The sequence below is a fragment of the Paeniglutamicibacter psychrophenolicus genome (assembly GCF_030812255.1).
GTDB classification, from domain to species: Bacteria; Actinomycetota; Actinomycetes; order Actinomycetales; family Micrococcaceae; genus Paeniglutamicibacter; species Paeniglutamicibacter psychrophenolicus_A.
Genome location: NZ_JAUSSH010000001.1, coordinates 352,223 through 371,933, shown reverse-complemented (window position 1 = coordinate 371,933; position 19,711 = coordinate 352,223). Strand labels below are relative to the sequence as shown.

Genomic DNA, 19,711 nt, shown 5'->3' with positions numbered 1-19,711 from the left:
CCTTCGCACAAGCTGGAACGGTTCACTCTCAGACGGGCTTCTTGATGGAAGCGGTGTCGGCGATGCGCCGGCCTTGATTGCACAGCGACTGTGATACTGGCGGTATGAACACCACAAGATGCTATCGTCGAGGAGTCCTACTGGATGAAGGCTTCCCGCTGGAGGGGCTCGATGAACATCTGATTCACGAAGACACCGTCATCTGGGTCGACCTGTACAGGCCCACGCCGCAAGACCTGCAGACCGTTGCCGACGAACTCAGCCTGCATTCGCTCGCCGTCGAAGGCGCTACGACGGTGCAACAGCGACCCAAATTCAACCGCTACGAGCATCATGACTATCTCAGTGCTTATGCTGTCCGCCTTGATACGGCCTCGGGGGAGCTGAGTACGGCTGAGATTGCGGCTTTTATCACTCCCAAGGCCCTTATCACTGTGCGCAAGGATGATGCCTTCCCCATTCGGGATTTGATTGACCACCTAGAACAGAACGCCGAACTCATTACGCATGGCATCAGTGCGCTCCTATACGGGCTGCTCGACTTCATAGTCGACGGGCACTTCGACACCGTGCAAATGCTCGATGAACAAATAGAGACCCTCGAGGACCTGCTCTTCGACGAACGATCCCACGACACTGACGTGCAACGCCGCAGCTTTGAACTGCGAAAGAGTCTTGTTCGACTACGTCGGGTGGTGCTTCCAATGCGCGAGGTTATCAACACACTCATTCGACGTGACGTCCAGCTGGTTCCCCGCGAAATGGCACCGTACTACCAAGACCTCTACGACCACGTGCTGAGAGCCACCGAGTGGACCGACAGCTTACGGGATCTGGTCTCCACGATCGTGGAAACCAATCTGACCATCCAAGGCAATAGACTCAATATCATCACCAAGAAGGTCACAAGTTGGGCCGCCATCATCGCCGTACCGACCGCTATCACCGGTTTCTACGGCCAGAATTTGCCCTACCCCGGCTTCGCCCACGAGTCAGGCTTTATCGCATCAACGCTTTTGATTGCGGTGCTGTCGGTAGGTCTCTTCATGATCTTTCGGCGCAAAGACTGGCTATGAGCCCACACGCTTCGCCGCAGTGGCGCGTTGGGGTTTCCGTGCCCGCGAAGATCTCCATGGACAATGAGCCCTCGCCTCCATCAGCGGCCGGGCATCACCATTGCCGACCTTGCACGACTCGAGAGCGTGAGCCCACGGTCGATGAGCTCGACAGTCGGTTCCCTCATCCTGGGCGGCCTCGTGCTCGCAACCCCGTCTGCGGAAGACGGCCGGCGGCGCGAGTTGCATCTCACCGATACCGGGCGTGACCTCCTAGAGGCGGTGCGCCCTGAAGAAGTCCTGAGCAGCTGCACTGGATCTCCATCCCTACTGCCAGACTGGGCGTGTCTGTAGGCTCAGGCTATGGATACCGCGGAGCCAGGACCCGAAACCAATGTACTCAGGGTGCATGACTACTGGAGGTATCTTTGCTCTGCCTCCGATTGCAGTGGAGCCTACCTCTTCGGGGCACAGAGACGTCGGCTCGAGCACATGGCAGGCCGCACTGTCTGGAGTGGACACCGGAAAGCGGTAGGCGCATGACAGGCTCATTCATGCGGCGGTGGGTACTTGCCGTTACTGCAGGGGAAGCCATCGGATTCATGGTCCCGGCCGCAGTGGGTGGACTGTTGGCGCTGGCAGCAGCGCCGGGCTTTGTGGTCTACCCTTTGATGATTGTTGCCGGCGCGTGCGAAGGGGCCCTGCTCGGGGCCGGTCAGTCGATCGGTTTTGGTCCTTCGGTCGTAAGACGTTCCTCGTGGGTCGTGGCTACCGCAGGGGGCGCTGCAGTCGCATGGGCCATTGGTATGCTGCCCAGCACGATCGCCGGCTTCGACCCAGGTTCTCCGTCAGCCCTGCCCTGGATTCTCGTGGGCGCGGTACTGCTTCTGGTTTCGATTCCGTCTTTGCAATGGCTCGTCCTGCGCCGCCTGACCCCGCGTTCCTTCTGGTGGATCCCCATAAACTTTCTTGCGTGGTCAGCCGGTATCCTCTGGACATTGGCACCGTCGCCGTTCATCGACGAAAAGACACCCTTTCCCGTGCTGTTGGTGGTCTACCTATTGGCGGGGATTCTTATGGCTGCCACCGTAGCTTCACTGACCGGCTTCGCTGCGCGGCGCGTCGTGGAATCCGCTACTACCAAGGGAGCAGGAGGCACCGAGGCCGTTGCATCCGAGTAGCAGAAACGACCCCTCTGGAGCTGGATTCGGCCCGCGGCCATGGGCATCGAAGGCGTCGAGGATAAGGCCGAACAAATCCTCGCCGAGGCCGTGCAGGCTGCTTTCGGAATTACTCTCTCACTCGCGGAACGCCACGGAGAAACATGCTGTTCTCTGGCAGGCGTAAGAGGAACGGCGCGCAAAGCCCGGCTTCGCTGTGGCTTTGTGCTTCTTGACGGTTGGCTTGCTCGAGCCATTCGTCCTGCTGAGTTACCCTTCAAAACCCATGCTTCACAAGATCGCCGCAGCCCCGACTTTTCCGATTCTTGTCTTTCGCCCCAGGCATCCAACCTTGTCCAGTATGGCCATACAAAATGCTGTCGAATGGCGAGAAAAACAGGAGCTTGCGCTTCGGGCGCCAAGGCTCGAGGAAGGCATGCGATCGGTCAATGACGAAACTGTATGTTGACTTAATGACCAGAGGGCAAACCTGCATGAATCGATCTGCGGTCGTTCTGGCATCTCGGGCGACTCCGTCATTGTTGACTACGGTTCGTAGCATCATTCAGAACTCTCCGAGGAGATTGACGCAAAAGAGTTCCACTAGCAAGGGAAGGGACTAAGAGCAATAAGCCGCTCCACAACGCCTCTAAAAGACAGCAACGGCCGCCACGATCCAGGATCGTGGCGGCCTCTGCCGTACTTCCCTGTGGAAGGGAGGGACTACTTGGTGAGCAGTTCCAGCGCGGTGTTCAGCGTGGCGCTCGGGCGCATGATGGCTGCGACCTTTTCCTCGACCGGGCGGTAGTAGCCGCCCAGGTCGACCGGGGTGCCCTGCACGGCTGCGAGCTCGGCCACGATGGCTTCCTCGTTGCCGCCCAGTGCCTCGGAGACGGCCGTGAAGTCCGCCGCCAGCTCTGCGTCCTTGGTCTGCGCGGCCAGTTCCTCGGCCCAGTACTTGGCCAGGTAGAAGTGGCTGCCGCGGTTGTCGAGCTCGCCGACCTTGCGCTTGGGCGACTTGTTCTCCAGCAGGAAGGTGCCGGTTGCGGCATCCAGGGTGTCTGCCAGGATCTGCGCACGCTTGTTGTCCGAGGTGTTGGCCAGGTGCTCGAAGGAAACGGCCAGGGCCAGGAACTCGCCCAGGGAATCCCAGCGGAGGTGGTTTTCGCTCACCAGCTGCGAGACGTGCTTCGGGGCGGAGCCACCGGCACCGGTTTCGAAGAGCCCGCCACCGGCGATCAGCGGCACGATGGAAAGCATCTTGGCGCTGGTGCCCAGTTCGAGGATCGGGAACAGGTCGGTGAGGTAGTCGCGCAGGACGTTGCCGGAGACCGAGATGGTGTCCTCGCCGCGGCGGATGCGCTCGATGGTGTACTGGGTCGCGGCCTCGGGCGAGAGGATCTCGATGACCAGGCCCTCGGTGTCGTGGTCCTTGAGGTACTCGTTGACCTTGGAGATCAGCACGGCGTCGTGCGCGCGGGTCTCGTCCAGCCAGAACACGGCGGGGGTCTGTGAGGCGCGGGCGCGGTTGACGGCCAGCTTGACCCAGTCGCGCACCGGCACGTCCTTGGTCTGGCAGGCGCGCCAGATGTCGCCCGGGAAGACCTGGTGCTCGATGAGCACGCCGCCGGTGGCATCCAGGACCTGGACGTGGCCGGAGGCCTTGATTTCGAAGGTCTTGTCGTGGGAGCCGTATTCCTCGGCTGCCTGGGCCATCAACCCGACGTTCGGGACGGTGCCCATGGTGGTCGGGTCGTAGGCGCCGTTGGCGCGGCAGTCGTCGATGACGACCTGGTAGATGCCCGAGTAGGAGGAGTCCGGCAGGACTGCCAGGGTGTCGCGTTCCTTGCCCTCTGCGTCCCACATGTGGCCCGAGGAGCGGATCATGGCGGGCATGGAGGCATCCACGATGACGTCCGAGGGGACGTGCAGGTTGGTGATGCCCTTGTCGGAGTCGACCATGGCGATGGCCGGGCCGTCTTCGAAGCCCTTGGCGATCAGTGCCTCGACACCGGCGCGCACGTCGTCGGAGAGCTCGTCGAGCCCGCCGAGGATGGCTGCCAGGCCGTTGTTTGCGTTCAGGCCGGCGGCCTCGAGCTGCTCGCCGTAGGTCTCGAAGAGCTCGGAGAAGTAGGCCTTGACGACGTGGCCGAAGATGATCGGGTCCGAGACCTTCATCATGGTGGCCTTCAGGTGTGCGGAGAAGAGCACGTCATCGGCCTTGGCCCGGGCAATGGCTTCCTTGAGGAAGGCGTTCAGCGAGGCGGCGTGCATCACGGTGCCGTCGATGATTTCGTCCTTGAGGACCGGCAGTGCCTTCTTCAGGACCTTGACTTCGCCGTCTTCGCCGACGAAGCGGATGGACAGGGTCTGGTCCTTGTCGATGACCACGGACTTCTCGTTGGCACGGAAGTCGTCTTCGGCCATGGTGGCGACGTTGGTCTTGGAGTCCGCGGTCCAGGCACCCATGGAGTGCGGGTTCTTGCGGGCGTAGTTCTTCACGCTCAACGGTGCGCGGCGGTCCGAGTTGCCTTCGCGCAGCACCGGGTTCACGGCCGAACCCTTGATCTTGTCGTAGCGGGCGCGGATGTCGGTTTCCTCGTCCGAGGACGGGTTGTCCGGGTAGTCCGGCAGGGCGTAGCCGGCGGCCTGCAGTTCCGCGATGGCCGCCTTGAGCTGCGGGATGGAGGCGGAGATGTTCGGCAGCTTGATGATGTTCGCATCCGGGCTCTTGGCCAGTGCGCCGAGCTCTGCCAGGGCGTCGGGAATCTGCTGCTCGGCGGTGAGGTAGTCGCCGAAGACGGAAATGATGCGGCCGGCCAGCGAGATGTCGCGGGTCTCGATCTCTACACCCGCGGTCGAGGCATAGGCTTCGACAATCGGCAGGAACGAGTGGGTTGCCAGCATCGGAGCTTCGTCGGTGTGGGTATAAATAATCTTGGCCATAGGTGAGGCGTCTCCCTGAACGGTCTTATCGGATACGTGTGGTCCGAACTGATCTCAACGTCCCCAACTTACCCGACTTTCCGCCCGCAAACACTTTTTGTGGCAAGGATCCCGTCACCTTGCGGGACCGTTTCGCCGCGCATTGGCGGGGCAATCGGGGCTTCCGCGCCCGGGACGAGTTAAGTTAACGCGTCATAACTGAATGGTCCGAGCCGCCCACCTCAGCCTTCGTGAAACAACTTCCCCAATTCGCAAATGGTTTTCTCGAAGAGTTCCACCGGGTCGGAATCCACGCCGTCGACTTCGTTCCGCGCAAAGCTTTGCCAGGCGACCCGCCAGGCGGCCGTGACCACCTCGGCCACCAGCAGCGCCTGGATCGATTCCAGCTGCCCCCGCCCGACGAGCGAGGCACTCAGCGCCTCAACCAGTTTCCGTTCTTGCCGAACGACCACCCTCGTCATCGCCGGCTCCTGCACCATCAGGCGGGAGATCCTCCGGAAATCACTCTGCTCGACCTCCTGAGCGAACAGGTCCCGACACACGGCCAGCAGGTCCCCCAGGATTCCGGAGGAAGTTGAATGGGCACTTTCGCTGCCCACCAGGGTGTCGATCAGGCTCTGCTGGCCGGGCATGAGCGCATGTTCCTTGGATGCGTAGTAGCGGAAAACCGTGCGCTCGGAAATTCCCACGCGTGCGGCGATGTCGCCGATCGTCGTGGCGTCAAGGCCCTGCTTCTCCACCAGGTCCAGCGTGGCTCCCTGGATCTCTCGGCGCATCCGTGCGCGGCGTTCTTCGCGGATCCCCACAGTTCGTCCCACTCCTTGACGCGGCGGCGCCCCGGCGGGTTCCGGGGCCTGGAAAAGTATATCTTGTGTCACACTCTGACAGCTTTAGCTTACCAAACGTGTCACACCGTGACATGATTTGGTCTGTTCACTTTTCACAGAAGAAGGTATTTTCGATGGCCCAGACCGCAGAAGACACGATGCCGCCGCCCCCGACCACGTCGCGACAGGCCCCTCCCACGTTGCCCACCAGGCAGCTCACCGGCATCATCGGGGCCCTGGCCCTGGCCGCCTTCCTGATGATCCTGAACGAAACGGTGCTCAGCGTCGCCCTGCCGGCCATCATGGCGGACCTGTCCGTCTCCGCGGCCGCCGGGCAGTGGCTGACCACCGGGTTCCTGCTGACCATGTCCGTGGTCATCCCCACCACCGGGTTCCTGCTGCAGCGTTTCAGCACGCGAGCCCTGTTCATCTTCGCGCTGTCCAGCTTCGTCGTCGGCACGGCCATCGCCATCGTTGCCCCGACCTTCGCGGTGCTGCTGGTGGCCCGCATCATCCAGGCCGTCGGCACCGCCATCGTGCTGCCGCTGCTGATGACCACCACTTTGCAGCTGGTCCCCGTGCACAAGCGCGGGGCCGTCATGGGGCTGAACTCGATCGTGATCTCCGTGGGCCCGGCCGTGGGCCCCACCGTTTCCGGCGCCATCGTCAACTCCTTCAGCTGGCACTACATCTTCATCCTGATGGCCCCGCTGGCCGTGGTCATCCTGGTGCTGGGCATCGTTTTCATCAAGCTCCCGTCGACGGCCCGCAAGCTCCCGGTCGATGTCTTCTCCGTCGTGCTCTCCGCCTTCGCCTTCGGCCTGCTGGTCTACGGCATCTCCACCCTTGAGCATGCCGCCGAGAACCCCGTGTTGGTCATCGCCTGCTTCGTCTTCGGCCTGCTGTCCCTGGCACTGTTCATCAAGCGCCAGGTCCACCTCACCCGCGACGGCAGGGAACTGCTGAACCTGACCCCGTTCAAGTCCCGCAGCTTCGCCTTCTCCGTGCTGCTGATCATGATCGCCTTCGGCACGCTGCTGGGCACCATCGTGATGCTGCCGATCATCCTCGAATCCGGCGCGGGCATCAGCACGCTGGCCATCGGCATGATGCTGCTGCCCGGCGGCCTGGCCCAGGCCGTTGTCGCACCGATCTTCGGGCGCATCTACGACCGCTTCGGGCCCCGCCCGGTCGTGATTCCGGGTGCGGCTTTGCTGGCACTTGGCCAGTGGCTCTACGTGACAGTGGATTCGGACACCGCCCTGTGGGTGTTCATGGTCAACCACGTCATCTTCTCCATCGGGCTGGCGCTGCTGATGACCGGACTGATGTCCTCGGCCATGGCCAGCCTCGAGCCCCGGCTGTACGGCCACGGCTCGGCCATCTTCAACACCGGCCAGCAGCTCGGCGGCGCCATCGGCACCACCGTCTTCATAACCGTGATGTCGCTGCTCTCCACGGCACGGCTTGAAGCGGGGTCCGACCTGGCCCACGCACTGTTCTCCGGCGCCCACGTCGCCTTCATCGTCGGTGCCGTCCTGGCCACCGTCGGCCTGGCAATCTCGTTCTTCGTCACGGTCGACAAGCGGCCCTGACCTGATCACGGATTCGGGTGAGAAGACTGTTTTAGAGAGGCACTTTTGTTCCGGGTCACGCCCGATTGCCGTGAACGGCGTAGCGGACAGGAATTCACGCAAATAGCAGGCCTGCCGGAACTGGAGATACCCTCGCCGATTAACGCTGCACGATTAGGGCAGCAGCTTGTCTAGCCGCGCTTTGATTCGGCTACCTTCCCTGCGATTTGACGGGCAGATTTTTAGCCAACGACGGAGGACTGCGATTTCTTCGTCGTGTTGCCCTAGTTTGCGGTGGATGATGGCCGCCTGTTCGGTATACCAGGGCGCTGGCTCTCTCCCCTCCCGCCCTCGTTCTGCGCCTTCGATTGCGGCGCTGCAAAGCGCGAGCGCTTCTTCTAGTCTGCCTTCGCGCTTTAGTTGCTTGATGGGCTCGACCAATTGAAGATAGTGGACTCCTTTGACCATGCCTGCTTTGAAGGATGTCGCTCGCGCACCTCCTTCAGCGAGAGCCTCGTTTACGATGTCGTGGGTTTCGCGGTGGCGTGCGGCCGCCTTGGCACCAGACGACATCGGTGGTCTATCTAACTCGGACCATTGCCATTGTGCAGTTCCATTGCCCAACCATGCCCATGCCTCTGCGCGCGGCCCCTTTGGGAGCATCTCGAAGAAAATCTGCACTGGGACGGCGCGTGCTCCGTCGACAGAAATGGCTTGCCCTCGAGCAAGGTAACCGGGCAGGTACCCGATCCGTTCACCTTCGACAAGGACAGCTACCGCAAGCGGATCAGCTTTGTTCTCAGGCTCGCGTTGAAGGGTACCCGTACCTTCGAAGTATCCGTCGCCCTCGATCCCATGCCGTAAGGCGAGGTCTGTGACGGCCTCTTTCGCGAAAGTTGTGGTCCCCGTCAGCTGAACCAGCGTCTGCTCCCCCATCGAGACCGAGAGTTCAACCCCAGTTGGAGACTGCGAAATATCGTTTGCCTGGCTATACCCCGGTGGAACATGAGGTGAGGGCGTTTGGTCAGTTCTGCCACCAAAAATTCTTTTCAAGAATCCCACGATGTAGTCCCTTCTGATCTAAGCACGATCCTATTCGAAGTCATTGAGAAGAATCTCTTACTGATTTTCATCATGCCGTTATAACTGCGCCAAGTTGTCCGAATTGCGGGCCCCGTAATCCTACGGGCGTTCCATCAAAGGAACTGCCTGATCGTCTGGAATTCGGTACATTGGTTTGCATATCGATGGGATCCGTTAACGAAAGGCTGCCTCCGGCCTTCCCCTTGCGGGGAATGCCGGAGGCAGCCTTTTCACTGGCTGGCCAGTGGAGCTTTTCCTAGTGGAAGAAGTGGCGTGCACCGGTGAAGTACATGGTGACGCCGGCTGCGTTGGCAGCGGCAATGACTTCCTCGTCGCGGACCGAGCCGCCGGGCTGGACCACGGCGCGCACACCGGCGTCCAGCAGGATCTGCAGTCCGTCGGCAAACGGGAAGAACGCATCCGAGGCGGCAACCGCGCCGCGGGCGCGCTCCGCCGAGGTGCCTTCGGCACCGGAGGCCCCGCCCGCGGCATCCACGGTCGATTCGACCGTGACGCCCAGGGTGTTGGCGCGCTCGACCGCGAGCTTGCAGGAATCCACGCGGTTGACCTGGCCCATGCCGATGCCCACGGCCGCGCCGTTGTTGGCCAGCAGGATGGCGTTGGACTTCGCGGCACGCACCGCGGTCCAGGCGAAGGCCAGGTCCGCGAGGGTCTTCTCGTCGGCGGCCGCACCGGCGGCCAGGGTCCAGTTCGCCGGGTTGTCGCCGTCGGCGTCGACCTTGTCGCTCATCTGGACCAGCACGCCGCCGGAGACCTGGCGGATTTCGCTCGGGTAGCGGCCGTAGCCCTCGGGCAGGGCCAGCAGGCGGATGTTCTTCTTGGCCGCGAGGATGGCCACGGCTTCGGCCTCGAAGGCCGGGGCGATGACGACCTCGGTGAAGATGTCCTTGACGGCGTTGGCCATGGCCACGGTCACGGTGCGGTTGGCTGCGATGACGCCGCCGAAGGCCGAGAGCGGGTCCGTGGCGTGTGCCTTGGCGTGTGCGTCGGCGATCGGGTCCACGGCATCCGGGGAGGCCACGGCGACGCCGCACGGGTTGGCGTGCTTGATCACGGCGACGGCCGGGGCGTCGAAGTCGAAGGCTGCGCGCAGCGCGGCGTCGGCGTCGACGTAGTTGTTGTAGCTCATGGCCTTGCCGTGCAGCTGGTCTGCCTGGGCAATACCGGCCGGGGCGGCCTTGTCCACGTAGAGGGCAGCCTGCTGGTGCGGGTTTTCGCCGTAGCGCAGCACCTCGGAGCGTTCCAGGGCCAGGCCGGTGTACGCGGGCCAGTCGATGACGCCGTCGCCGTCCTCGTCCAGGAACTGGGCCGCGGTCCAGGAAGCGACAGCCGTGTCGTAGGCCGCGGTGTGCGCGAAGGCCTTGGCCGCCAGGCGCTGGCGGGACTTCAGGTCGAAGCCGCCGGAGGCAGCCGCGGCGATGACCTCGCCGTAGGAGGCCGGATCCACCACGATGGACACCGCAGCGTGGTTCTTGGCCGCCGAGCGGACCATGGCCGGTCCGCCGATGTCGATCTGCTCAACCACGGCGTCGTTCCCGGCGCCGGAGCGCACGGTCTCGACGAACGGGTAGAGGTTCACCACGACGAGGTCGAAGGCCTCGATCTGCATGTCGGTCAGGGTCTGCATGTGGGCCGGGACGCGACGGTCGGCCAGGATGCCGCCGTGCACGCGCGGGTGCAGGGTCTTGACGCGGCCGTCAAGCATTTCCGGGGAACCGGTGACTTCCTCGACCTCGGAGACCGGGATGCCCGCGGCGGCGATGCGCTTGGCGGTGGAACCGGTGGAGACCAGGGCGACGCCGGCTGCGTGCAGGCCCGCGGCCAGTTCCTCCAGTCCGCTCTTGTCATAGACGGAAATCAGGGCCCGGCGAATCGGGACGAGATCAAGGACGGTCTGGCTCACAAAAGTCTCCCAGGGTGCGGAATTGAGGGGGTGCACTGCCCATCTTATCCCGCACCGTTGGGAGCGGCCTTCTTCCGTGTGCTGCGTGAACTATTTGACCATTTCCCCCGCAGGCGATGCCACGTACCAGACGCCCTTGACGCCTTGTCCCTTGACATCCCCGGGCTTGGAGTCCGCGGCGTAGTAATACAGCGGCATCCCGTTGAGCGTGAGCTGCTTGGCGCCGTCCGGGCTCGTGATTGTCCCGACCTTGCCGGTCACCCCTTCCACCGTGGGGGTGGCGTTGGTGGTGGTGGCGATCGGCCATGCGGCCAGGCACTCGCCGGTGCAGGCACTGGTGGTGGTGTCCTTGGCGTCCTTGGTGAAGTAGTACAGCGTCATGCCCTTGGAGTCGACAACGATGTTTCCGAGGGAGGTGGATGCGGTCTTCAGGTCCGTGGTTGCCGCGGCCGGGCTCGAGGCGGTGGCGCCGGGTGCCAGAGCCCCGTACCCGTCTCCCCCGGCGGAGGAGCTGGCCGCGGAGGTTGCGGCGGGATCTTGCGCCGGGGTGGTGCTGTTGCCGCAGCCGGCCAGCAGCAGGGCAGCACCCAGGAGCACCGCGGCGGTGGAAGCGAATTTCGGGTGGTTGTTCCGGATCATGATGCAATTCCTAACACTTGGGGCGGGACTTGGGCCCCGGTGATCTTCGGGGCCAGGGATCCCCCCGGGGCACCAAACCTGTGCCTCCGGAAGACCTCTCACCGGCTAAGACGCACGAAAGCGCAAGGTGGTTCATGGTGTTGCAGGTTTTATTGCGCATACTTGGAGGGTGTTTGAACCTTTTGCCGTCCCGATGCGTCTGAATGGGTGAACCCATGTTCCCGAGAAGACCCAATGGAGCCCATGTGCCGCTAGATGCGCAAGTGGTGTCGGATATCTACCGCGACCACGGAGATGCCCTGCGCCGCTTCGTGCTGCGCGTGGCCTCCGACCGCGACGAGGCCGACGACGTGGTGCAGGAAACCGTGCTCAAGGTGTGGAAGGCGGCGCCGGAGTTGACCGGTTCGCTGCGCAGTTACCTGTTTGCCACGGCCCGCAACGTGATCATCGACCGGCACCGCCGCGCCGCGGCACGGATTTCGGCCACCGGACTCGGCGAGCAGGACCCGGAGGCCGCCGGGGCTTTCGCGGGCATGGAAGCGGTGCTGGACAAGATCCTCATGGAAGAGGCCCTGATGCGTTTGACCCTTGAGCACCGGCAGGTGGTGGTCCACCTGCACTACCTGGGTTCCACGGTGGCGCAAACGGCCACCAGCCTGGGGATCCCCCAGGGAACGGTGAAATCACGGGCGTACTATGCGATGCGGTCCCTGCGCGGGATCCTGGCGGAGATGGGGGTGGAACAGTGAACGATCACCTGGATCTGGGTGCCTATGTGCTGGGCGGGCTGGACCCCGAGGCGGCCCGGAACTTCGAGGCACACCTCGAATCGTGCGCCCAGTGCCGCTGGGAGCTTGCCTCCTATGCCCCGGTGACGACGCGCCTGGGTGCCTTGGACCCACAGGCCGCCCGGGCAATGCTTGAGGCCGAGCCGGCGGCGCCGGCGGCCGAGCCCGGGATTCAGCTGCTGGACCGGCTGCGGGCCAGGCGCCGGACGCGCCGGGCCGCATGGGGGTCCGCGGCGGTCCTCGCGGTTGCCGCGTCCGTGGCCGGCGGAGTATTCCTGGCACCGGTGTTGAACCCTGCCCCGGCACCCGATGCCAGCTACCAGGTCGTTTCGGCCGCCGGGCCGCGCGTGGACGTGGGATTGAATGCCAAGGCGTGGGGCACCGAGGTGCAGTTCAGCGGCACCGATCTGCCCACCGACGGGACCCTGTCGCTGTGGGTCATCGATGGTTCGGGCCAGGTCGACCGGGCAGGATCCTGGAACGCGACCAAGACAGGTACGGCCCGCCTGAGCGGGGCCGTACCCACGCAGCTGGGGCACATCTCGGTGATCCAGCTGCGCGACGTGGATTCAAGGATCCTCGCGCAGCTCAATGTTCCCGACGGGCCTGCGCAGCTGCCGGGCTAAAGCGCCAGTTCCGGGAAATGCTTGGCCAGCTGTGCCTCGGTGAGGCACCTGCGCAGCAGGGCATCGCCGTGGTCGTCATCCGAGAGGTAGACGACCATGTCCTTGTTGCGGCCCTTGGCCAGGGAGTTGCGCACCGACTCGGTGACACGGATGAGCATCTCGTAGTACAGGCGGTTGGTCTTTTCCCACCCGTGGTCCTTGGCGACGTTGGTCAGCGCCTGGCTCCACAGCTCGGTGGCCGACTCGTCGAAGAGCTCAATGGGGCTCCACTGCCAATCGGCGGGGTTCCACTTGGATGAGTAGTAGCCCTGCTCGGCGCCGGAGGCCAGCTCATCGAATGCCTTCAGGACCGCGTCGATGTCTTCATCATCGTCCTCGTCGGTGGCTTCGCCCTCGTCTTCGTCGTCATCGTCCGAGTTGCTGTTGTTGTCGTCGCGATGCAGGTCCCTGTCGGACCCGTCGTCGTCGGCGTCGGCGCGTTCCTCGAAGTCTTCTTCCCCGTCCTCGTCGTCGAAGTCCTCTTCGTCGTTTTCCTCGTCGTCGCCGGCGAGGGAACGGGTCAGGGCTTGTTCGGAGTTCAGGGCCAGCACGGGCAAATCGATGTGGTCGGTTTCGTCCGCGCTTACCCCGTCAAGGGCAACGGCATAGAACACTTCGTCCGGGTGACGGTCAATTATTTCTTCCGCCTGGCGAAGAGCCGACACCCGTATCGCCTCTTCGAGAGCGGTCCAATCTACTCCCATAACCAGAGCCTACCCCGGGTTGCCCCGCACCGGAACAGCCCCGGCACCCGGGGCTTCGGCGGATGCGCCGGGGCCGGAATGATGCCGATCGGCGCAACACAAAGCCACAAAAAGTCAAGGCCTATTCTGTGGTTTTCCATTCCACCGCGTAGCGTTGTTCCCGGCAGGCGCCGAAGGACTTCCTCCGCCCTGCCGCTTTGCCTCCATGTTGTCCTGGCTGTACCCCGTCCTGCGTCGGTCCGCACCTTTCCGAAGGCCAATTCCTGATGAACAATTTCCTGAAGCTCCCCACCGGCGAATCGGTCGTCCAGAACCTTCCGTGGAAGTGGGGTGTGCAGGGAAGGATCTTCATCATTGGCGGGCTGGGTTTCATGTTCGACGCCTGGGATGTCACGCTCAATGGCGCCCTGATCCCGCTGGTCGCCGCCGAGTGGGGCCTGGACCGGACCACCGCCGCCCTGCTGGGCACCGGCAACCTGGTGGGCATGGCCCTCGGCGCGTTCCTCTGGGGAACCATTGCCGACAAGATCGGGCGCAAGAAGGCCTTCACCTGGACACTGCTGATCTTCTCCATCTTCACCGTCGCCGGGGCCCTGGCCCCGGGCTTCGGCTGGTTTGTGGCCTGCCGCTTCATCGCCGGGGTGGGCCTGGGCGGGTGCATCCCGGTGGACTACGCACTGGTCGGCGAGTTCACCCCGGCCAGGCAACGCGGCCGGGTGCTCACCGCGATGGATGGCTGGTGGCCCATCGGTGCCGCGCTGTCATTCTTCGTTTCCGGCTGGGTCCAGGCGACCACGGGAAACTGGCGGCTGATCCTGGTGGTCATGGTGCTGCCGGCGCTGCTGGTGTTCTGGGTGCGGCGCAGCGTCCCGGAGTCCCCGCTCTACCTGGTCCGCAAGGGCCAGCGCGATGCCGCGGCCAAGGTCATCGACGACCTGGTGGCGCGCACCGGAGCCACCGCGGCGCCCTACACGCTGCCCGAGCCCCAGTCCGTCCCGCGCCTGTCCGCGGGGTCCTGGCTGGAGCAGCTGGTGAAGATCTGGCGCTTCAGCCCGCAGATCACCATGGTCTCCTGGTCGCTGTTCCTGACCATCCTGCTGGTCTACTACCTGGCCTTGACGTGGATGCCGTCCATCCTGGCCGACACCGGCATGGTCCAGTCCACGGCGTTCTTCATGACCTCGGTGATGGCGCTGATGGGGTTGATCGGCGTGGGCATCGCGGCGCTGCTGGTCGAGCGGGTCGGGCGCAAGTGGCTGCTGGGCATCACCGGCCCGCTGTCCGCGATCATCTTGGTGATGGTCGCGGTGACCATCAACGCGCCCACCCTCGCGTTGGTCTGGCTGCTGGTCTTCGGCGTGGTCGTGCAGATCGCCGTGCCGGTGCTCTACACCTACGTCTCCGAGCTGTACCCGACCGAGCTGCGCGGATCCGGCTTTGGCTGGGCGTCCTCGTTCAGCCGGCTGGGTGCCGGGTTCGGGCCGTTGGCCTTTGCCGCGTTGTGGCCCGTGGTGGGCCTGGGCAACCTGTTCCTGGTGGCCGGGGCCCTGGTGCTGGGCGCCGTCATCCTGATGGCGTTCTTCGCTCCCGAGACCAAGGGCCGCGCCCTGCAATAGGTCTTGCCAAGGTCCGGATCGGCGGAGCCTAGACGGTTTTTGCGGGCAAGGGAGTGTGGTCGGAAATGAACTTGGTCCCTTCCACCGGGTCAAGATCCAGGAAGCGGATCCCGACAAGTCCCAAGTCTCCCAGGGCCTGGCGCAGCATCTCCTGGTAGACGGGCTGGTGCGTGCCCAGGCCGCCGCCGATGATGACGGGTCCGCGGGTATCCAGCAGGTCCGAGAGATCCCCGAGCATCCGGCAAACGTGCTTGACCGCATCCTCAACTATCACCGCACTATCCGGGTCCCCGGCCGCGAGGGCCTCGAAGACCAGCGGGGACTGCTGGGCCCAGTAGCGGCGGTCGGTGTCGCCGTGGAAGAGCGCAATCAGCTCGTCCGGGGAGGAAACCTTGTTGGCCGCGAGCACGCGCCGGCCCAGCTCGCCCGGGGCCAGTCCACGGTTGAACTCGCGCAGCGTGTGGCGCACCGCCTCGCGGCCCATCCAGTAACCGCTGGCCTCGTCCCCCAGCAGGTAGCCCCAGCCACCGGCCCTGCCTTCCTTGCCTTCGGCGTTGACTCCCCAGGCCGCCGAACCGGTGCCCAGGATGACAGCCATGCCGGTGGAGGCGTGGCCCGCGGCCAGGACCAGCCGGGTGTCGTGGACCACGAGGATCTCGGCATCCGGGGCGTGGACGGCGATCATGGAACGCAGGAACCCGGCGTCCGCCTCGGTGTCGATGCCGCCGGCTCCTGCAACGACCCGGTCGATATGCCCGGCCCCGAGCGCGGCGAACACTTCGGCGATGTTGGCCCTGGCGGTCTCCACGCTGACGTTCTGCACGTTGGCGCTTCCGCTCTTGGCCTCGGCGAGCCGGGTTCCACCGTTCCAGGCCATGGCGTGCGTCTTGGTGCCGCCGATGTCCAGGCCCACCAGGGCCAGTGGTTTCTGCCGGGTGCTACTCATGAATGTTCCTTCTCGTGGGCGATGCCAATGCCTCGCCTTGGTGATGATTTCTGCCCATTTTCCCCCGGCTGCCTGGTGCCCCGGCCGTTCACGGAGAGGCTGAACGGCGGCATGTCCGCGGCTCCCCGCCAGCCACGGTCGGTTCGGCGGGCCTTGCGGCAATGAGCGTCGCGTGCGGGTGCAAGCCCTGAATCATGATGGCATCGTATCCGCCATTGCCTGTTCTTGCCCGTCCGCCACGGTGGGCGGCTGCCGTCCCATTGCTGGACATCACTGCCCGGGAACCGGTGTATCCCTCCGGGACACGCCCACGTGGCGGTCCGGCACCCGAACCCCCGCGGAGTCGTCTCCCGGGTTCTCGCCCCGGACGGAGGCAGGTTCGGCACGGCCTCCCGTTGGCCTGGACCGGACCTTCCGGGACGGTGGAGGTCTTCTCGGATACGCTGACAAGACAGGTCAACGACGAAATCCTTGCAGAGCACCCCCGCCCGGCCCCTTGGACACCATCCTTCGGGCCGCGGCCCCGCGAAAGGCATTCTTCATGCATGACGACATCCCCCTGACCCTCGGACGTGTTGCCCGGGTCCTTGGGGAACGCATCCGCCCTGCCATCCACCCCGTTGCCCTCCCGCTGGAGGTTCAATGGCACGAACTTCCCGGCGAGCCCATCGCGCCGGCCGAAGCCATGGGCCTGGACTACACCGATTATTCGGTCGGCACCGCCTGGGGCGCGGCGTGGGGAACGACCTGGTTCCACCTGCGCGGCACCGTCCCGGCCGCATGGGCCGGCAAGCGCGTCGAGGCCCTGGTTGATTTGGGCTTTGACAAGAACATGACCGGCTTCCAATGCGAAGGCCTGGTCCACCGGGCCGACGGCAGCACCGTAAAGGCCATCAACCCGCGCAACCAGTGGATCCCCGTTGCCGACACCGCCGCGGGCGACGAGAAGGTGGACTACTTCATCGAGGCCGCCGCCAACCCGGTGCTGCTGGATTACCACCCGTTCCTCCCGACCCGGGAAGGCGATATCCAGACCTCGTCCTCGCGCAGGCTTTACACCACCGCACGCATGGACCTGGCGATCTTCGAACCCGAGGTCCACGAGCTCTCCCTGGACCTGGAGGTGCTGCTCGAGCTGCAGGCCGAGCTGCCCGCGGGCCCGCGCCGCATGCGCATCCTGCAGGCCATGGACAACGCCCTTGACGTGCTGGACCTGCAGCGGATCACCGAAACCGCGCCCGCGGCCCGCGCCGAACTGGCCGGGGTGCTGGCCACGCGCGCCGACGAATCCGCGCACCGAATCTCCGCCGTGGGCCATTCCCACATCGACTCGGCCTGGCTGTGGCCGGTGCGCGAGACCATCCGAAAGGTCGCCCGGACCTCCGCCTCCATGGTGGAAATGCTCGATGACGACGAGGACTTCCTCTACGGCATGTCCAGCGCCCAGCAATACGCCTGGCTCAAGGAGCACCGCCCCGAGGTCTACGTCCGGGTCAAGAAGGCCGTGGCCTCCGGACGCTTCCTGCCGCTGGGCGGCATGTGGGTCGAGTCCGACACCGTGATGCCCTCGGGCGAATCCATGGTCCGCCAGTTTTACTACGGCCAGCGCTTCTTCCGCGAGGAATTCGGGATCACCTGCGCCGGGGTCTGGCTGCCGGACTCCTTCGGGTACTCCCCCGCGCTGCCGCAGCTGATGAAACGGGCCGGCTTCGAATGGTTCTTCACCCAGAAGATCTCCTGGAACCAGCAGAACACCTTCCCGCACCACACCTTCAACTGGGAGGGCATCGACGGCTCGCGGGTGTTCAGCCACTTCCCGTCCATGGACACCTACAACTCGCAGCTCTCCGGCGAAGAGGTGGCCCGCGCCTCGCGCCAGTTCCGCGAATCCCGCCACGCCACCGGCTCCATTGCCCCGGTGGGCTGGGGAGACGGGGGCGGCGGCACCACCCGCGAGATGACCGGCAAGGCACGCCGCCTGGCCGACCTCGAGGGCAGCGCCAAGGTGAAGTGGGAACACCCCGACGAGTTCTTCAGGCGCGCCAAGACCGAGCTGGCAAACCCGCCGGTGTGGGTGGGCGAGCTCTACCTGGAGCTGCACCGCGCCACGTTGACTTCCCAGCACCGGACCAAGCAGGGCAACCGCCGCACCGAGCAACTGCTGGTGGAGGCCGAACTCTGGGCCGCAACCGCCGCCGTGTACTCCGGCTTCGAGTACCCGCACGAGGAAATCGACGCGCTGTGGAAGCAGGTGCTGCTGCACCAGTTCCACGACATCCTGCCGGGCACCTCGATCGCCTGGGTGCACCGCGAGGTCGTTGTCGAATACGCCCGCATCTCCCGGGCTGCCGAGGCCATCATCGCCGCCGCGCAGGGCGCACTGGTCGGCGCGGGCGAGACCCCGATCGCGCTGAATGCGGCCCCGTTCCCCCGCTCGGGAATCCGCACCGGCGCCGGCGTGCCGGCGGCCGAGCTGGCCCCGGCCGGCGACACCGTGAGCGCCACCGAGTCGGAGGAGGGCTTCGTGCTCTCCAATGGCTTGGTCACCATCGTGATTTCCCGCAGGGGCTTGGTCACCTCGGCGATCGAGAACGCCACGGGCCGCGAAACCATCGCTGTGGGCACCGAGGCCAACCTGCTGCAACTGCACCAGGACTTCCCGAACAAGTGGGATGCCTGGGACGTTGACAGGTACTACCGCAACCAGGTCACCGACCTGCGCGAACTCGATTCGATCACCCTGTCCACCGATGCGGATGGCACCGCCCGGGTGGTCCTCGAACGCAGTTTCTCCGCCTCCACCGTGCGCCAGGAACTGACGCTTTCCCCTGGCTCACGGGTGCTGCAGATCGAGCAGGTCACCGACTGGCACGAGACCGAGAAATTCCTGAAGGTCTCCTTCCCGCTGGATATCCGTGCCGAGCACGTGATAGCCGAGACCCAGTTCGGCCACCACAAGCGGGTCACCCACGTGAACACCAGCTGGGAGGCGGCGAAGTTCGAAACCTCGATGCACCGCTTCGTGCTGGCCGAGGAGCCGGGCTTCGGCGCCGCGTTGGTCAACGATTCCATCTACGGTTTCGATGTCACCCGCGATTCGACCGACAGCGGCGTGATGACCAACGTGCGCCTGTCGCTGCTGCGTGCCCCGCGTTTCCCGGATCCGGAGACCGACCAGGGCCTCCAGACGCACCGCTACGGCCTGGTCATCGGCGCCGACATCGCCTCGGCCACCGAGGCCGGCGCCCTGCTGAACTCCGCGGAGCGCACCCTCACCGGCGCCCACGGGTTCGACCCGCTGGTCACCGTCGAGGGTGCGGGCATCGTGCTCTCGAGCGTAAAGCTGGCCGGCGACAAGTCCGGCGACCTGGTCGTGCGCGTCTACGAGTCGCTGGGCCGCCGTGCCACGGGCACCGTGAACATCCACCACCCGGTGGCAAGCGCCTCGGCCATCACGCTGTTGGAGGATGACATCGAAGGTGACGGCGGTATTGCCGAACACACCAACGGGACGGTAAAAATTTCCTTGACGGCCTTCGAGGTGCGAACCTTGCGCTTCAGCCTCAGTCGCTAGCATTGGATTCATCGTTTTGGCTCAGGTCCCGAAGGGCGATGGCCGGTGGGGTCAGGACCAGCAGTGACTACGTGAACAAGTGGATGCGTTCCATCAACGCGAAGCTCGGCTTCCTCCCCGCTGAAACGGAAATGGTCATGCACAAGGAACGCGCCCGGAACCGACGATGATCCACGGTCACGGCAACAAAAAACGCCCTCTTTCCGCACC

General features: G+C 64.7%; 14 protein-coding genes. 7 read left to right on the top strand and 7 right to left on the bottom strand.

The features are described from left to right. Positions 1 to 104 precede the first annotated feature (104 nt). A complete protein-coding gene (locus J2T21_RS01675) occupies positions 105 to 1,076 on the top strand; it encodes a magnesium transporter CorA family protein (RefSeq protein ID WP_307577798.1) in 972 nt (323 codons plus the stop codon). 518 nt (positions 1,077 to 1,594) lie between these two features. Then, positions 1,595 to 2,236, top strand: coding sequence for a hypothetical protein (locus J2T21_RS01670; protein ID WP_307577796.1), 642 nt, complete (start codon positions 1,595 to 1,597; stop codon positions 2,234 to 2,236). Between the two features lie 702 nt (positions 2,237 to 2,938). Here J2T21_RS01670 and J2T21_RS01665 read toward each other — a convergent pair. Beyond that, the gene (locus tag J2T21_RS01665; protein WP_307577794.1) at positions 2,939 to 5,161 is read right to left on the bottom strand and encodes an NADP-dependent isocitrate dehydrogenase; all 2,223 of its coding nucleotides are present in this window, start codon (positions 5,159 to 5,161) and stop codon (positions 2,939 to 2,941) included. A 221-nt stretch (positions 5,162 to 5,382) separates the two neighbouring features. Then, on the bottom strand, positions 5,383 to 5,967 hold the full coding sequence (locus J2T21_RS01660; RefSeq protein ID WP_307577792.1) for a TetR/AcrR family transcriptional regulator: 585 nt from the start codon (positions 5,965 to 5,967) through the stop codon (positions 5,383 to 5,385). Positions 5,968 to 6,122: 155 nt separating this feature from the next. On the opposite strand from J2T21_RS01660, the gene J2T21_RS01655 reads away from it, so the two are divergent. Further along, positions 6,123 to 7,583, top strand: a complete 1,461-nt coding sequence (locus tag J2T21_RS01655; RefSeq protein WP_307577790.1) for an MDR family MFS transporter — start codon at positions 6,123 to 6,125, stop codon at positions 7,581 to 7,583. Positions 7,584 to 7,736: 153 nt separating this feature from the next. Here J2T21_RS01655 and J2T21_RS01650 read toward each other — a convergent pair whose 3' ends face one another. The 3 genes from J2T21_RS01650 to J2T21_RS01640 all read right to left on the bottom strand — a co-directional run bounded on the left by J2T21_RS01650 (position 7,737) and on the right by J2T21_RS01640 (position 11,208). Further along, positions 7,737 to 8,624 carry a hypothetical protein gene (locus tag J2T21_RS01650; protein WP_307577788.1) on the bottom strand — a complete coding sequence of 296 codons (888 nt, stop codon included), beginning with the start codon at positions 8,622 to 8,624 and terminating at the stop codon, positions 7,737 to 7,739. 277 nt (positions 8,625 to 8,901) lie between these two features. Next, positions 8,902 to 10,569 carry a bifunctional phosphoribosylaminoimidazolecarboxamide formyltransferase/IMP cyclohydrolase gene (gene purH, locus J2T21_RS01645; protein WP_307577786.1) on the bottom strand — a complete coding sequence of 556 codons (1,668 nt, stop codon included), beginning with the start codon at positions 10,567 to 10,569 and terminating at the stop codon, positions 8,902 to 8,904. 90 nt (positions 10,570 to 10,659) lie between these two features. After that, positions 10,660 to 11,208: a COG4315 family predicted lipoprotein gene (locus tag J2T21_RS01640; RefSeq protein WP_307577783.1), complete on the bottom strand. Its 549-nt coding sequence runs from the start codon at positions 11,206 to 11,208 to the stop codon at positions 10,660 to 10,662. 245 nt (positions 11,209 to 11,453) lie between these two features. Between J2T21_RS01640 and J2T21_RS01635 the strand changes: the two genes are divergently transcribed. Both J2T21_RS01635 and J2T21_RS01630 read left to right on the top strand, forming a co-directional pair. Next, positions 11,454 to 11,957 carry a sigma-70 family RNA polymerase sigma factor gene (locus J2T21_RS01635; RefSeq protein ID WP_307577781.1) on the top strand — a complete coding sequence of 168 codons (504 nt, stop codon included), beginning with the start codon at positions 11,454 to 11,456 and terminating at the stop codon, positions 11,955 to 11,957. Next, positions 11,954 to 12,622: a zf-HC2 domain-containing protein gene (locus tag J2T21_RS01630; protein ID WP_307577779.1), complete on the top strand. Its 669-nt coding sequence runs from the start codon at positions 11,954 to 11,956 to the stop codon at positions 12,620 to 12,622. The genes J2T21_RS01635 and J2T21_RS01630 overlap by 4 nt, the downstream gene beginning before the upstream one ends. Here J2T21_RS01630 and J2T21_RS01625 read toward each other — a convergent pair. Next, entirely contained in the window at positions 12,619 to 13,365 is a 747-nt protein-coding gene (locus J2T21_RS01625) for a DUF4303 domain-containing protein (RefSeq protein ID WP_307577777.1), read from the bottom strand. The genes J2T21_RS01630 and J2T21_RS01625 overlap by 4 nt on opposite strands. Before the next feature lie 266 nt (positions 13,366 to 13,631). Here J2T21_RS01625 and J2T21_RS01620 point away from each other — a divergent pair, with 266 nt between their 5' ends. Next, the gene (locus J2T21_RS01620; protein WP_307577775.1) at positions 13,632 to 14,981 is read left to right on the top strand and encodes an MFS transporter; all 1,350 of its coding nucleotides are present in this window, start codon (positions 13,632 to 13,634) and stop codon (positions 14,979 to 14,981) included. Between the two features lie 28 nt (positions 14,982 to 15,009). Here the strand turns inward: J2T21_RS01620 and J2T21_RS01615 are convergent, their stop codons facing one another. Then, positions 15,010 to 15,927 carry an N-acetylglucosamine kinase gene (locus tag J2T21_RS01615; protein WP_307577773.1) on the bottom strand — a complete coding sequence of 306 codons (918 nt, stop codon included), beginning with the start codon at positions 15,925 to 15,927 and terminating at the stop codon, positions 15,010 to 15,012. A gap of 541 nt (positions 15,928 to 16,468) precedes the next feature. On the opposite strand from J2T21_RS01615, the gene J2T21_RS01610 reads away from it, so the two are divergent. Then, a complete protein-coding gene (locus tag J2T21_RS01610) occupies positions 16,469 to 19,501 on the top strand; it encodes an alpha-mannosidase (RefSeq protein ID WP_307577771.1) in 3,033 nt (1,010 codons plus the stop codon). The last annotated feature ends 210 nt before the right edge of the window (positions 19,502 to 19,711 follow it).

Excerpts from the sequence above, each read along its gene's own strand:
- J2T21_RS01675 (WP_307577798.1), top strand. The coding sequence starts at position 105 with ATGAACACCACAAGATGCTATCGTCGAGGAGTCCTACTGGATGAAGGC.
- J2T21_RS01670 (WP_307577796.1), top strand. The coding sequence starts at position 1,595 with ATGACAGGCTCATTCATGCGGCGGTGGGTACTTGCCGTTACTGCAGGG.
- J2T21_RS01665 (WP_307577794.1), bottom strand. The coding sequence starts at position 5,161 with ATGGCCAAGATTATTTATACCCACACCGACGAAGCTCCGATGCTGGCA.
- J2T21_RS01655 (WP_307577790.1), top strand. The coding sequence starts at position 6,123 with ATGGCCCAGACCGCAGAAGACACGATGCCGCCGCCCCCGACCACGTCG.
- J2T21_RS01640 (WP_307577783.1), bottom strand. The coding sequence starts at position 11,208 with ATGATCCGGAACAACCACCCGAAATTCGCTTCCACCGCCGCGGTGCTC.
- J2T21_RS01625 (WP_307577777.1), bottom strand. The coding sequence starts at position 13,365 with ATGGGAGTAGATTGGACCGCTCTCGAAGAGGCGATACGGGTGTCGGCT.
- J2T21_RS01620 (WP_307577775.1), top strand. The coding sequence starts at position 13,632 with ATGAACAATTTCCTGAAGCTCCCCACCGGCGAATCGGTCGTCCAGAAC.
- J2T21_RS01615 (WP_307577773.1), bottom strand. The coding sequence starts at position 15,927 with ATGAGTAGCACCCGGCAGAAACCACTGGCCCTGGTGGGCCTGGACATC.
- J2T21_RS01610 (WP_307577771.1), top strand. The coding sequence starts at position 16,469 with ATGCATGACGACATCCCCCTGACCCTCGGACGTGTTGCCCGGGTCCTT.